This window comes from Actinacidiphila polyblastidii, from assembly GCF_036353415.1.
Taxonomy (GTDB): Bacteria; Actinomycetota; Actinomycetes; order Streptomycetales; family Streptomycetaceae; genus Actinacidiphila; species Actinacidiphila polyblastidii.
This window is the reverse complement of record NZ_JAZEWV010000030.1, coordinates 1-14,661: the sequence shown is the minus strand read 5'-3', so window position 1 is coordinate 14,661 and position 14,661 is coordinate 1. Positions and strand designations below refer to the sequence as shown.

Annotated in this window: 6 protein-coding genes and 1 tRNA gene; 1 reads left to right on the top strand and 6 read right to left on the bottom strand. The window is 71.8% G+C overall.

Translation table 11 applies throughout. The annotated features are described in order from the left end of the window. Positions 1 to 25: 25 nt before the first annotated feature. The 4 genes from V2S66_RS26405 to V2S66_RS26390 all read right to left on the bottom strand — a co-directional run bounded on the left by V2S66_RS26405 (position 26) and on the right by V2S66_RS26390 (position 10,589). Positions 26 to 832 carry a helix-turn-helix domain-containing protein gene (locus V2S66_RS26405; protein ID WP_330799158.1) on the bottom strand — a complete coding sequence of 269 codons (807 nt, stop codon included), beginning with the start codon at positions 830 to 832 and terminating at the stop codon, positions 26 to 28. 233 nt (positions 833 to 1,065) lie between these two features. After that, positions 1,066 to 3,822 (bottom strand): DNA translocase FtsK, encoded by a 2,757-nt coding sequence (locus V2S66_RS26400; RefSeq protein ID WP_330799157.1) that lies wholly within the window; start codon positions 3,820 to 3,822, stop codon positions 1,066 to 1,068. A gap of 156 nt (positions 3,823 to 3,978) precedes the next feature. After that, positions 3,979 to 4,701: a response regulator gene (locus tag V2S66_RS26395; RefSeq protein ID WP_330799156.1), complete on the bottom strand. Its 723-nt coding sequence runs from the start codon at positions 4,699 to 4,701 to the stop codon at positions 3,979 to 3,981. Positions 4,702 to 5,003: 302 nt separating this feature from the next. Continuing rightward, the gene (locus tag V2S66_RS26390) at positions 5,004 to 10,589 is read right to left on the bottom strand and encodes a hybrid sensor histidine kinase/response regulator (protein ID WP_330799155.1); all 5,586 of its coding nucleotides are present in this window, start codon (positions 10,587 to 10,589) and stop codon (positions 5,004 to 5,006) included. A 323-nt stretch (positions 10,590 to 10,912) separates the two neighbouring features. Between V2S66_RS26390 and V2S66_RS26385 the strand changes: the two genes are divergently transcribed. Further along, entirely contained in the window at positions 10,913 to 13,549 is a 2,637-nt protein-coding gene (locus V2S66_RS26385; RefSeq protein WP_330799154.1) for a SpoIIE family protein phosphatase, read from the top strand. Positions 13,550 to 13,657: 108 nt separating this feature from the next. Here the strand turns inward: V2S66_RS26385 and V2S66_RS26380 are convergent. Further along, positions 13,658 to 13,730 (bottom strand) — tRNA-Thr (locus V2S66_RS26380). Between the two features lie 83 nt (positions 13,731 to 13,813). After that, positions 13,814 to 14,509 carry a DegT/DnrJ/EryC1/StrS family aminotransferase gene (locus V2S66_RS26375; protein WP_330799153.1) on the bottom strand — a complete coding sequence of 232 codons (696 nt, stop codon included), beginning with the start codon at positions 14,507 to 14,509 and terminating at the stop codon, positions 13,814 to 13,816. Positions 14,510 to 14,661: the final 152 nt, after the last annotated feature.

Genomic DNA, 14,661 nt, shown 5'->3' with positions numbered 1-14,661 from the left:
GGTGCGGGCGGTTTCCCGGCGGGTCTCAGCCCTGCGTCGGGTCGCCGGGGGTGTAGGTGAGGCGCACCACCTGGCCCTTGTCGCCGGCCGGGCCGAGGTCCTTGCCGTTGACGAAGAGCTGGACGGCGCCCGCGTTGCCCACCACGAGCTTGATCTTCTTGTCGTCGGTCCAGGTCTTGGACTGGCCCTTCTTCAGGGAGTCCTGGAAGAGCTGCTTGCCGTTGCTGTCCATGGCCTGGATCCAGCTGGTGCCGCCGGCCGCGGTGACCTTGACGGTGACCTTGCCGGGCGGGGCCGCGGCGATGGCGCTGCCGGTGGGCTGCGGCGGCTTGGGCTCGCCGTTGCCCTGCGGGCTCTGGGTGGAGGTGGGCGTGGTGGTCGTCGCGGTGGGGCTGGGGGCGGCGTCGGACTTGCCGCCGCCGGAGCCGCTGATCGCGGTGTAGCCGACGAAGCCGATGACGGCCACGATCGCGGCGACCATGGCGGCCGTCCAGTTGGGCCGGCGCGGCTCGGAGCGGATCCGGCGCTCGGCCTCGTACAGCGGCGGTACGGGCGCGGGCGTGATCTCGTTGCCGTGCTCGGCGGCGTACTGCTCGACCAGCGGCTCCGGATCGAGCCCCACGACGCGCGCGATGCTGCGGATGTGGCCGCGTGCGTACACGTCGCCGCCGCAGCGGGAGAAGTCGTCCTGTTCGATCGACTGCAGGATCGGCACCCGCACCCGGGTGCTGGTGCTGACCTCGTCGATGGACAGACCCGCGGCGATGCGGGCCTGCGCGAGGGCGCGACCGACCGAAGGACGGTCGTCGGAGGGCGAGTTGCCGAGGGACACGAGGGCGCCTTTCGAGCGTGCAGCCGCCTGCTGGAAGTTCAGTCTAGGGGCGGTACAAAACGCGGGGGCAATCGGACGGCCGTTTTTGTCCGCCACTCGGGCTCACGCGGGCCGCGCTGCGGCGGCCCCGGCTCGAAGGCGGATACGCGGATCGTCCGTCTGTACCAACTGGACGTACGAACAGCAGAAACGGTTGCCCCGGAACGTGCCCCGAACCCCGCTCCGCACACATCTCAGGCGCCCGGGCCACCACCGCGGATGACCGCGAGGACACCGTCCAGCTCGTCCGCCTTGACCATGACGTCACGCGCCTTGGACCCCTCGCTGGGGCCGACGATACCGCGCGACTCCATCAGGTCCATCAGCCGGCCGGCCTTGGCGAAGCCGACCCGCAGCTTGCGCTGGAGCATCGACGTGGAACCGAACTGGGTGGAGACCACCAGCTCGGCGGCCTGGCACAGCAGGTCGAGGTCGTCGCCGATCTCCTCGTCGATCTCCTTCTTGGGGCCGCTGCCCACCGTCACGTCGCTGCGGTAGCTCGGGGTGAGCTGGGCCTTGCAGTGGTCGACGACCTTGGCGACCTCGTCCTCGGTGACGAAGGCGCCCTGCATCCGAATCGGCTTGTTCGCGCCCATCGGCAGGAACAGTCCGTCACCCTTGCCGATCAGCTTCTCGGCGCCCGGCTGGTCCAGGATGACCCGGCTGTCGGCGAGCGAGGAGGTGGCGAAGGCGAGCCGGGACGGCACGTTGGCCTTGATCAGACCGGTGACGACGTCGACGCTGGGCCGCTGCGTGGCCAGCACCAGGTGGATGCCGGCCGCTCGGGCCAGCTGCGTGATGCGGACGATCGAGTCCTCCACGTCGCGCGGCGCGACCATCATCAGATCGGCCAGCTCGTCCACGATCACCAGCAGGTAGGGGTACGGCGACAGCTCCCGCTCGCTGCCCTCGGGCGTCCTGGCCTTCCCCGACCGCACCGCGGCGTTGAAGTCGTCGATGTGCCGGAATCCGTACGCGGCCAGGTCGTCGTAGCGCAGGTCCATCTCGCGGACCACCCACTGCAGCGCCTCGGCGGCCCGCTTGGGGTTGGTGATGATCGGGGTGATCAGGTGCGGGATGCCCTCGTACGCGGTCAGCTCGACGCGCTTGGGGTCGACCAGCACCATCCGCACCTCGTCGGGGGTGGCGCGGGCCATCACCGAGGTGATCAGGCAGTTGATGCAGGAGGACTTGCCGGAGCCGGTGGCGCCCGCGACCAGCACGTGCGGCATCTTCGCGAGGTTGGCCATCACGTAGCCGCCCTCGACGTCCTTGCCGAGCGCGACGGTCATCGGGTGGTCCTCGCCCGCGGCCTCCGCCGAGCGCAGCACGTCGCCGAGGTTGACCATCTCGCGGTCGCTGTTGGGGATCTCGATGCCAACCGCGGACTTTCCCGGGATCGGGCTGATGATCCGCACGTCGGGGCTGGCCACCGAGTAGGCGATGTTCTTGGCCAGCGCGGTGATCCGCTCGACCTTGACCGCCGCGCCCAGCTCGACCTCGTAGCGGGTGACGGTCGGACCGCGGGTGAAGCCGGTGACGACCGCGTCGACCTTGAACTCCTTGAAGACCTGGCTGAGCGAGGCGACGACCGCGTCGTTGGCGGCGCTGCGGGTGCGCCCGGGGCCGCCGCGCTCCAGCAGGTCCAGGGAGGGCAGCGCGTAGGTGATGTCGCCGGACAGCTGCAGCTGCTCGGCGCGCGGCGGCAGCGGCTCGGACGGGACGGCCGGCGCGGCCTTGGTGAGGTCGGGGACGGCGCCGGAGGCGGCCGCGGCCGGCTGCTGCGCGGGGTCGGCGACGTCCTCGGCGCGCGCGGCGGGGACCTGCTTCCTGAGCGCGCCGGTGAGGTCGGGGACCAGCGGGGAGGGCTGCACGCCGTGCAGCACGGCGCCGTCGAAGGAGGCCGCCGCGGCCGCGGCGATGTCCACCGCGTCGGGTCCTTCGGCGCCGTCGGCGTCCTCCGGACGGCGGCGCGGCCTGCGCCGCGGCCTGGGGTCGTCGCCCTCCCCCATGGCGCCGTCGCCGTCCACGTCGTAGGGCTCCGCGCCGGACCCCGCCGCGGGCTTGGTGAAGCGCAGCGGCAGCCGGCGCACCGGCGAGCCGTCCTCGGGCTCCTCCGCGTACTCCGGCTCCTCCTCGAAGAAGTCCTCGAGCGGTACGGCGTCGGGGTCCGCGGGCTGGGCGTAGAGGCCGAGGCGGGTGCCGGCGTGGCGCAGCCGCTCAGGGATGGCGTTGACCGGCGTGGCGGTGACGACCATCAGCCCGAAGGCGGTGACGAGCAGCAGCAGCGGCACGGCCAGCGCCGAGCCGACCGTGTAGAGCAGCGGGGAGGCGGCCGCCCAGCCGATCAGGCCGCCGGCGTTGCGCAGCGCCTCGGCGCCCTGGTCGCGGCTGGGCGAGCCGCAGGCCATGTGGACCAGCCCGAGAGCGCCGATGGCCAGCGCGGACAGGCCGATGACGATGCGGCCGTTGGCCTCCGGCTGCTCCGGATGGCGCATCAGGCGGACGGCGACGAAGCCGAGCAGGAACGGCACCAGCAGGTCGAGGCGGCCGAACGCGCCGGTGACGAGCATGTGCACGAGGTCGCCGACCGGGCCGTGCAGGTTCGACCAGGTGCCCGCGGCGACCACCAGGGTCAGGCCGAGCAGGCCGAGCGCCAGGCCGTCCTTGCGGTGTGCGGGGTCCAGGCCGCGGGCGCCGCGCCCTATGCCGCGCAGCACCGCGCCGACGGTGTGGGCCACGCCCAGCCACAGGGCGCGGACCATCCGGTAGAGGCCGTTGGTCGGCGAGGGCGCGGGCCGCGGCGCGGGCCTGGCCGCGGGCGCCTTGGCCGCTTTCTTGGCCGCCGGCCTCGGGGCAGCGCCCTTCACCGCGGGTTTCTTGGCCGCGGTCTTCTTGGCGGCCGGCTTCGCCGGGGCTTTCTTGGCGGTGCCGGACGTACGGGAGGCCATGGTGCCGAGGTTACCGCCCTTGTGATCGCGGAACACGCGTGCCCGTCGATACGCCCGTTCGTGTCGGACCGGGACGATGAACGGATTGACGGCACGTCAACCGCGATCCCGCCGCCACACTTTCGGGCGGTCGGCGGGTGCGCGGTTGACGCCGCCCTACTCCGATCCCTGCTGCCTGATGACGGAGTCGCTGCCGGAGCCGGGCGGCTCCAGCGCGTCCAGCGCCCGCCGCAGCCCGGTGAGTTTGCGCTCCAGATGGGCGGCGGTGGCCACGGCAGCGGCGTCCGCGGACTCGCTGAGCTGCTTGCTGAGCGCCTCGGCCTGCTCCTCGACGGCCGCGAGCCGCGCGGACAGCTCGGCGACCAGTCCCGCCGACTCCCGGCCCCTGGTGCCGTTGGACCCTCCGCCGGAGCCGCCGCCGACCGACGCGCCGGCGGGCATGCCCTGCTCCAGCTGGAGCCGCAGCAGTGCCGCCTGTTCGCGCAGCTGGCAGTTCTTCATGTAGAGGTCGACGAAGACCGAGACCTTCGCACGCAGCACCCACGGGTCGAAGGGCTTGGAGATGTAGTCGACCGCGCCCGCCGCGTAACCGCGGAAGGTGTGGTGCGGTCCGTGGTTGATCGCGGTCAGGAAGATGATCGGGATGTCCCGGGTCCGCTCCCGCCGCTTGATGTGCGCCGCGGTCTCGAACCCGTCCATGCCCGGCATCTGCACGTCGAGCAGGATCACCGCGAAATCGTCGGTGAGCAGCGCCTTGAGTGCTTCCTCCCCGGACGATGCCCGCACCAGCGTCTGATCGAGCGCCGAGAGGATCGCCTCCAGCGCCAGCAGATTCTCCGGCCGGTCATCGACCAGGAGGATCTTGGCCTTCTGTACCATGGCCCGCCCTCCTCGCCCCGGCAGTGTGCCGGTCGCCGCCCCCTGGGCCGACTCCGTCATGCCGCCCGTCCTTGTGCCGGTCATGGTAGTCGCACCCCGCCGTTCGCCACACCCTGTCACCGCCAGGTCACTCAACACGTACCGGAAACGCAGGCGGAGACCAGAAGGTTCCCTGATTTCCGCGCCGCCACACCTCGACGGGCACCCCGTCGGCAGAAGATCACCGACGCGACGCCCGGCTGCCCGCGCCCGGCGGTCCGCCCGCCACGCACCCCTGGATACGGGCCGCGCGGGCGTTCCGCTCAGCCTGCGTGCATCCACTGTTCCATGAGTGTGAGCAGATGGTCGGTGTCGACGGGCTTCGTCACATAATCCGACGCTCCCGACTCGATGGCCTTCTCACGATCGCCCTTCATCGCCTTCGCGGTGAGCGCGATGATCGGCAGCCCGGCGAACTGCGGCATCTTGCGGATCGCCGTGGTCGTGGCGTATCCGTCCATCTCGGGCATCATGATGTCCATCAGCACGACCACGATGTCGTCGTACTGCTCCAGCACCTCGATGCCCTCGCGGCCGTTCTCCGCGTAGAGGACGGTCAGCCCGTGCTGTTCGAGGACGCTGGTGAGCGCGAAGACGTTGCGGATGTCGTCGTCGACGATCAGCACCTTCTCGCCGCTGAAACCGCCCGAGAAGCCGGTGTAGGCGTCGGCCTGCGGTTCGTCGAGCCACGGCTCGTGCGAGCCGTGCCGGACGCCGCCGCCCTGACCGTTTCCCTGGCCGTTCCCCTGGCCGCTTCCGTGGCTGCTTCCGGAACCATGTCCGTGCGAACCGCCGCCGCTGCCGTGCCCGTTGCCCTGGCCGCCGGCTCCGGGCGCGCCGGTGCGGCCCGCCGCGCCCCTGTCGTCGCCGTGGCCGTTGGTGTGGCCGTTCGTGTGGCCGTGGGAGTGGCCGTTCCCGTGCGAGCCGGAGGGCAGCGGCGTCGGCTGCGCCGAGCGGCGGCGCAGCCGGGCCAGGCTGCTGCCGGGGCTGCGGGTGCGGCCGGCCGGCTCGGAGTCGCCGCCCTGGCCCGCGGGCAACTGCGGCGCGGCCGGCGGCACGTCGCCGAGCGTCATCGGCAGGTAGAGCGTGAACGTCGAGCCGCGGCCGGTCTGGCTGTCGGCGTGGATCTCGCCGCCGAGCAGCCGGGCGATCTCCCGGCTGATCGACAGGCCCAGGCCGGTGCCGCCGTACTTGCGGCTGGTGGTGCCGTCGGCCTGCTTGAACGCCTCGAAGATCACCCGCATCTTGCCGGCCGCGATGCCGATGCCGGTGTCGGTCACCGAGAACGCGATCAGCGGCTGGTCGGGCTCGCGCAGCGTGCCGGCCTCCAGCAGCTGCTCCCTGATCGACTGCGGCACCTCGGCCCCGGCCGGGCGGATGACCAGCTCGACCGAGCCGCTGTCGGTGAACTTGACCGCGTTGGAGAGCAGGTTGCGCAGCACCTGGAGCAGGCGCTGCTCGTCGGTGTGCAGGGTGACCGGCAGCTCGGGCGAGACCCGTACCGAGAAGTCCAGGCCCTTCTCCGCGGTCAGCGGCCGGAAGGTGGCCTCCACGTAGTCGACCAGCTGGACCAGGGCGATCCGGGTCGGCGAGACGTCCATCTTGCCGGCCTCGACCTTGGACAGGTCCAGGATGTCGTTGATCAGCTGCAGCAGGTCCGAGCCCGCGCCGTGGATGGTCTCGGCGAACTCGACCTGCTTGGGCGACAGGTTGCCGTCCGCGTTGTCGGCGAGCAGCTTGGCCAGGATCAGCAGCGAGTTGAGCGGGGTGCGCAGCTCGTGCGACATGTTCGCCAGGAACTCCGACTTGTACCGCATGGAGACCGCGAGCTGCTCGGCGCGCTCCTCCAGCACCTGCCGGGCCTCCTCGATCTCGGTGTTCTTCACCTCGATGTCGCGGTTCTGCCGGGCCAGCAGCTCGGCCTTGTCCTCCAGTTCGGCGTTGGACATCTCCAGCGCCCGCTGCCGGTTCTCCAACTCGGCCGAGCGCTCCTGGAGTTGCTCGGTCAGCTCCTGGGACTGCTTCAGCAGCCCCTCGGTCTTGGTGTTGACCGAGATGGTGTTGACGCTGATCGCGATGATGTCGGTGATCTGGTCGAGGAAGTCCTTCTGGATCTGCGTGAACGGCTGGAACGCGGCCAGCTCGATCACCCCGAGCACCCGGCCCTCGAAGAGCACCGGCAGCACGATGACGTGCGAGGGCGGGGCCTCCCCGAGACCCGAGGTGATCTTCAGGTAGCCCGGCGGCACGTGCTCGATCAGGATCGAGCGCTTCTCCACCGCGGCCTGCCCGATCAGCCCCTCGCCCGGCAGGAAGACCGTCGATCTGGTGCGCCGCGAGAAGCCGTAGCTGCCGATCAGCCGCAGCTCGTACTCCTCGCCCGCCTCCGCGGTGTCCTCGGCGAGGAAGAAGGCGCCGTGCTGCGCGGAGACCACCGGGGTCAGCTCGCTCATGATCAGCGCGGCCACGTCGCCGAGGTCGCGGCGGCCCTGCATCAGTCCGGAGATCCGGGCGAGGTTGCCCTTGAGCCAGTCCTGCTCCTTGTTGGCCAGGGTGGTCTCGCGCAGCCGGACGATCATCGTGTTGATGTAGTCCTGCAGTTCGAGGATCTCGCCGGCGGCGTCCACGTCGATCCGCAGGTTGAGGTCGCCGCGGGTCACCGCGGTGGCGACCTGGGCGATGTTGCGGACCTGGCTGGTCAGGTTGTTCGCCATCAGGTTCACCGACTCGGTGAGGTCCTTCCAGATCCCGGAGACGTCCGGCACCCGCGCCTGGCCGCCGAGCCGGCCCTCGGTGCCCACCTCGCGGGCCACCCGGGTCACCTCGTCACCGAAGGCCGACAGCTGGCCGACCATGGTGTTGATGGTCGTCTTCAGCTCCAGGATCTCGCCGCGCGCGTCCACGTCGATCTTCTTGGACAGGTCGCCGCGCGCCACCGCGGTCGTGACCTGCGCGATCTGCCGCACCTGGCCGGTCAGGTTGGACGCCATGCCGTTGACGGACTCGGTGAGGTCCTTCCAGGTGCCGGCCACGCCCGGCACGCGGGCCTGACCGCCGAGGATGCCCTCGGTGCCGACCTCGCGCGCGACGCGCGTCACCTCGTCACCGAAGGCGGACAGCGTGTCGACCATCGTGTTGATGGTGTTCTTCAGCTCCAGGATCTCGCCCCGGGCGTCGACGTCGATCTTCTTCGTCAGGTCGCCGTTGGCCACCGCGGTCGCCACCGAGGAGATCGACCGCACCTGGCTGGTCAGGTTGGAGGCCATGCCGTTGACGGACTCGGTCAGGTCCTTCCAGATGCCCGAGACGTCACGCACCCGGGCCTGGCCGCCCAACTGGCCCTCGGTGCCCACCTCGCGCGCGACACGGGTCACCTCGTCACCGAAGGCGGACAGCGTGTCGACCATCGTGTTGACCGTGGTCACCAGGGCCAGGATCTCGCCCTTCGCGTCGACGGTGATCTTCCGCGAGAGGTCCCCGTTGGCGACCGCGCCGGTCACGTCGGCGATGTTGCGGACCTGGCTGGTGAGGTTGTTCGCCATGAAGTTGACGGACTGGGTGAGGTCCTTCCAGGTGCCGCTGACGCCCTTGACCTCGGCCTGGCCGCCCAGGATGCCCTCGGTGCCGACCTCGCGGGCCACCCGGGTGACCTCCTCGGCGAAGGACGACAGCTGGTCGACCATCGTGTTCAGGGTGTTCTTCAGCTCGAGGATCTCGCCCTTGGCGTCGACGTCGATCTTCTGCGACAGGTCGCCGCGGGCCACCGCGGTGGCCACCTGGGCGATGTTGCGGACCTGGCCGGTGAGGTTGCCGGCCATGAAGTTCACCGAGTCGGTCAGGTCGCGCCACACCCCGGCCACGCCCGGCACCTGCGCCTGGCCGCCCAGCCTGCCGTCCGTGCCGACCTCGCGGGCCACCCTGGTGACCTCCTCGGCGAAGGACGAGAGCTGGTCGACCATCGTGTTGATGGTGTTCTTCAGCTCCAGGATCTCGCCGCGCGCGTCGACGTCGATCTTCTGCGACAGGTCACCGCGGGCGACCGCCGTGGTGACCTGGGCGATCTGCCGGACCTGCGAGGTCAGGTTGCCGGCCATGAAGTTGACGGAGTCGGTCAGGTCCTTCCAGGTGCCGCTGACCCCGTCGACCCTGGCCTGGCCGCCGAGCCGGCCCTCGGTGCCCACGTCGGTCGCCATCCGCGTCACCTGCGCGGAGAAGGAGCCGAGCTGGTCGACCATCCGGTTCACGGTGTTCTTGAGCTCCAGCATCTCGCCGGAGACGTCCACCGTGACCTTCTGCGACAGGTCCCCGTTGGCCACCGCCGTGGTGACCTGCGCGATGTTGCGGACCTGCGCGGTCAGGTTCCGGAAAGCCGTGTTGACCGAGTCCGTGAGGTCCTTCCAGGTGCCCGCCGCGCCCGGCACCTGCGCCTGCCCGCCCAGCTGCCCCTCCACGCCGACCTCGCGGGCCACGCGGGTCACCTCGGCGCCGAAGGCGGACAGCTGGCCCACCATGGTGTTGACGGTGTTCTTCAGCTCCAGCATCTCGCCGGAGACGTCCACGGTGACCTTCTGCGACAGGTCGCCGCCCGCCACGGCCGTCGTCACCTGCGCGATGTCGCGGACCTGCGCGGTCAGGTTCCGGAAAGCCGTGTTGACCGAGTCGGTCAGGTCCTTCCACGTCCCGGCCACCCCGGGCACCTGCGCCTGCCCGCCCAGCTGGCCCTCCGCGCCGATCTCCCCGGCGACCCGGGTCACCTCGTCGGCGAAGGTCCGCAGCGTCTCGGTCATCGCGTTGATCGTCTCGGCGAGCTGCGCGACCTCGCCGCGCGCCCCGATGGTGATCTTCTGCGTCAGGTCGCCGTTGGCGACCGCCGTGGTCACCTGGGCGATGTCGCGGACCTGCGCCGTCAGGTTGCCCGCCATCAGGTTGACGGAGTCGGTCAGGTCCTTCCACACCCCGGCCACGCCCGGCACCTGCGCCTGGCCGCCCAGCTCGCCCTCGGTGCCGACCTCGCGGGCGACGCGCGTCACCTCGGAGGAGAAGGACGACAGCTGGTCCACCATCGTGTTGACGGTGTTCTTCAGCTCCAGCATCTCGCCGGCCACGTGCACGGTGACCTTGCGCGACAGGTCGCCCTTGGCGACCGCGGTGGTGACCAGCGCGATGTCCCGCACCTGCGCGGTCAGCCGGTACGCCATGGTGTTGACGGAGTCGGTCAGGTCCTTCCAGGAACCCGAGACGCCGCGCACCTTCGCCTGGCCGCCGAGCTTGCCCTCGGTGCCGACCTCGCTGGCCACCCGGGTCACCTCGTCGGTGAACGCGGACAGCTGGTCGACGAGCCCGTTGACCGTACGGCCGACCTTCAGGAACTCGCCGCGCAGCGGGTGCGCGGAACCGTCGGCGTTCTGCGCCCGCAGGTCCATCCGCTGGTCCAGGTCGCCCTCGGCCACCGCCGACAGCACCCGGCCCACCTCGGAGACCGGCCGCACCAGGTCGTCCGCGAGCGCGTTCGACGCCTCGATGGCCGCCGCCCAGGCGCCCTCGCAGGGCCCGGTCTCCAGCCGCTCGGTGAGCTTGCCGTCACGGCCGACCACCCTGCGCACCCGGGCCAGCTCACCGGTGAGGTGCTGGTTGCGGTCGGCGACCTCGTTGAAGACCGCGGCGATGTCGGCCATCGGCCCGTCGCCCGCGACCGGCAGCCGCTTGCGGAAGTTCCCGTCCCGCATCGCGGACAGCGCGCCGAGCAGTTTGGTGAGCGCCGCGGAATCGACCTCGACGGTCCCGCTGCCACGGGAACGCCCGTTCTTCGTACGCGTGACCGTGCCGCGCGCCGATGCGCCAGACTCCACCGTGTCCTCCTGGGGGGTCGACAGACCCGCAGATGTGCAACCTTGCCGACTGCAGAACACGCCCAGTGTTTCACTCCCGCACCGCCCGGCCATAACAGTTCGGCAGCATCCCTGCGATCCGGCGCCAAGTTCGGGGTGGAAACACCTGCAACCGGCGCACGCGGTGTCCGCGGGGGTCAGTAACCTGATCTGTTGTCGGGGGACCGGCCCGTCCCTCGACGAGCACACACTTCTGGGAGCCGTCCGTGAGAGTCCAGCAGCACGACGGCGCCCGAGCGGGCGGAGCGGGCACCCTCGAGACCACACGAGCAGCGAGGAGAGCGGTGATCACGGCGCGGGCAGCGGCCACCTTCGAACCGGTGGGGCGGTCGGTCGCGGTCGCACGCGCCTTCGTCCGCGACACCCTGCACGGCTGGGGCTTCGCCGACGTGGTCGACGACGCCGTGGTCCTCACCAGCGAGCTGGTGACCAACGCGGTCATCCACGCCGGCACCGCCGCCGACGTGACCTGCCTGCGGTACGAGACCGCGGTGCGGGTCGAGGTCGCCGACCACTACCCGGAGCGCGAGGTGCCGCTGCAGTCACGCGGCCGCCAGTTCCGCGAGAGCGACAACGAGGGCGGCCGCGGCCTGATGCTGTGCGCGGCCCTCGCCAGCCGCTGGGGCGTGGAGTACACCGCCTCCGGCAAGCACGTCTGGTTCCAGCTCGACCTGCCGGAACGTCCCGCCGGCACCCGCTCGGCCGGCCCGGTGCTGCCGCCGTCCGAGCTGCCGCTCGCCGACGAGCGGGTGCGCGTCGCCGTCGTGCAGGTGAACCGCGAGGGCGCCATCACCCGGTGGAACGACGACGCGGCCGACCTCTTCGGCCACCGCGCCGCCGACATCGTCGGCAAGTCGCTCGCCGACCTCACCGCCTGGCCGCAGACCCCCGGCACCGGCATCGGCCTCGCCGAGGCACTGCGGCTGTCCCGCTGGGAGGGCACCTACGGGCTGCGCGACTCCGACGGCCGCGTCCTGCCCGTCTACGGCTCCCACCTGCGGGTCCGCGACAGCGAGGGCGAGCCCTCGACGGTCTGCCTGCTGGTACGGGCCGAGGAGCGCGCGGTGCTCCAGACGCCCAGCCGCGGGCCCGCGCCCTCCGACAGCGGCGCCTCCCAGCGCGGCAAGAGCGCCGACGCCTTCGAGGTCTTCATCGGCTCCCCCGCCCCCGACGACCTCGACGGCCTGCTCCAGCGCACCGTGGAGCGCGCCCGCGACATGCTCGACGGCGACGCCGCCTACCTGCTGCTCGCCACCGACGACGAGACCGAACTGGAGGTCCGGGCCTCCACCGGCCTGCCCTCCGCCCGCCAGCGCTTCGCCCGCGTCCCCGTCGAGGCCGGCACCGGACGCTACGGAAGCGCCCGGATGCCCGCCGTGCACGAGGACCTCACCGCGGTGCCCGGCGCGGTGCCGCTGCTGTCCGGCACCGGCATGCGCTCGGTCGTCACGGTTCCGCTGAAGGTCGAAGGACGGCTGACCGGCTCCCTGGGGGTCGCCGCCGAGGCTCCCGGCCGCTACTCCAACCAGGAGGCGCTGCGACTGCAGTTCGCCGCCGACCGGATCGCGCTGGCCGTGGAGAGCGCCCGGCTGACCGAGCTGGAGCGGCTCCGCCGCGGCTCGCTCTCCTTCCTCGTCGAGGCCTCCGACCTGCTCGCCGGCACTCTGGAGCGCGACCAGACGCTCGCCCTGATGGCCCAGATGACGGTGCCCACCCTCGCCTCCTGGTGCGCGGTCTACACGATGGCCGAACAGGCCGAGCCCGAACTCGCCTTCGTGCTGCACGAGGACGAGGACCGGATCGACGGCATCAAGGCCCTGCTCTCCCAGGTCCGGCCGCCCGACCCCGACCCGACCCCGGGCGCCAGGACCTGGACCGCGCCGTCGGACGCGGCCCACTCCAGCGCGCTGCGCGCCTCGCTGCGCAGCCTCGGCGTCGGCGCGCACCCGGGCGGCACCCGCCCGGCCAGCGGCCCCGGCATCGCGCTGGCCACCGCCGCGGCCGTCGGCGGCGAGACCGTCGTCCTGCCGCTGGTGGCCCGCAACCGCGTGATCGGCATGCTCACCCTCGGCAAGCCCGCCGACGAGCGCTTCCGCCAGGAGATCCTGGAACTCGCCGAGGACCTCTCCCGCCGGGCCGCGCTCGCCCTGGACAACGCCCGCCTCTACAGCGAGCGCACCGCCATCAGCCAGGCGCTGCAGCGCAGCCTGCTGCCCCCGGAGCTGCCGCGGGTCCCCGGCGTCGAGGTCGAGGTCGTCTACCGCGCCGCCGGCGAGGGCAACGAGGTCGGCGGCGACTTCTACGACCTCTTCCCGATCCGCGACGGCTGCTGGGGCTTCGCCATCGGCGACGTGTGCGGCACCGGCCCGGAGGCCGCGGCGGTCACCGGGCTCGCCCGGCACGCCCTGCGCCTGCTGGCCCGCGAGGGATTCGGCGGCCCCGCCGTGCTGGAGCGGCTGAACGCGGCCATCCTCGACGAGGGCGCCCGCAGCCGCTTCCTGACCCTGCTCTACGGCGAGTTGTGGCCGCAGCACGACGGCAGTGCGGTCCTGCGGATGGTCTGCGCGGGACACCCGCTGCCGCTGCGGCTGCGCCCCGACGGCTCGGTGGAACCGGCCGCCGACCCGCAGCCGCTGCTCGGCGTCATGGACGACCTCGAACTCGTCGAGCAGTCCGTCACGCTCGACCCGGGCGACGTGCTCCTGTGCGTCACCGACGGCGTGACCGAGCGCCGCGAGGGCACCCGCATGCTCGGCGACGACGGACTGGCCGAAGTCCTCGCCACCTGCACCGGACTCACCGCCGGCGCGGTCGCCTCCCGCATCCAGCGCGCGGTGGAACGGTTCGCCTCCGACGCGCCGTCGGACGACATGGCGATCCTGGCCATGCGGGTCCCGAACCTGCCGGTCGAGCGGCCCTGACCCACGGGACCTCAGCAGCCCGAAGCAGGCCGGGAGCGGGCCCGGCCGGCGACGCGCGCAGGGCAGCGAAAAGGCCCCCGTCCAGTGGACGGAGGCCTTTTCCATCGGAGCCCCAATACGGAATCGAACCGTAGACCTTCTCCTTACCATGGAGACGCTCTACCGACTGAGCTATTGGGGCGCTGTCGACGGGACGATCTTAGCCCATGAACGGGTGTGCGGGGAAACCCGTATCCGGGCCGGCCCCCTCGCGCCGAGACACGGTCAGAGAAGTCCGCCGAGCGCGTTGCAGGCGTCGGCGACCCGCGTCAACTCCCGCTGGGTGAGGCCGGAATGCACCGGCAGCGACAGCGTGTCCGCCGCGACCCGCTCGGTCTCCGGCAGCAGCGCTCCCGAGCGGTGCGCGGGCATCCGGTGCACGGGGACCGGCACGCTCACCGTCGCCTGCACCCCCCGGGCCGTCAGGGCGCGCGCGAAGGCGTCCCGGTCCGGCCTGCCGTTCCCCGGAATCCGCACCGCGTACTGGTGGTAGAGGTGGTGCGCGCCCGGCTCGGCGTACGGCACGACGACACCGGTCAACGCCGAGTCCAGGAAGCGCGCGTGGCCACGGCGGCGAGCCACCGCGCCTGCGTCCTCACCCGCGCTGGGCTCCGCCACGACGGCGAGCGCGTGGCGCCCGGCCAGCTCACCGAGCCGGTCCAGGGGCGCGGGGTGGCCGAAGACGTTCACCGGGGCGATGGCCGCCGTCCGCGACGTGATGCTCGCCGCGACCGACTGGGGGTCGAGGCAGAACGTCCGCGGGTCGATGTCGGCGAACACCGGTACGGCGCCGGCCAGTCGCACGCCGTCGGCGGGCGCCCCGGGGCCGAAGGACGGCACGATGACCTCGTCACCCGTGCCGATTCCCAGCTCCCGCAGGGCGTCCCGGTACGAGGCCGCCGTCATGTCGGAAGCGATCATGTGCCGTCGTCGCCCGGCAGTCGTCATCTGCTGCACGTCTCCACACCTCCGCCTGTCGAGGCGCCCAGGTTCCCTGCACGACGTGAACGGGGGGTAACGGGAAACAGAAAAGCCCCGGCCCCCGAGACAAAGCTCGGGAGCCGGGGCTCTCT

Bases quoted from the DNA above. Each gene is read 5' to 3' on its own strand.
- V2S66_RS26400 (WP_330799157.1), bottom strand. From the start codon at position 3,822: ATGGCCTCCCGTACGTCCGGCACCGCCAAGAAAGCCCCGGCGAAGCCG.
- V2S66_RS26375 (WP_330799153.1), bottom strand. From the start codon at position 14,509: ATGATCGCTTCCGACATGACGGCGGCCTCGTACCGGGACGCCCTGCGG.
- V2S66_RS26395 (WP_330799156.1), bottom strand. From the start codon at position 4,701: ATGGTACAGAAGGCCAAGATCCTCCTGGTCGATGACCGGCCGGAGAAT.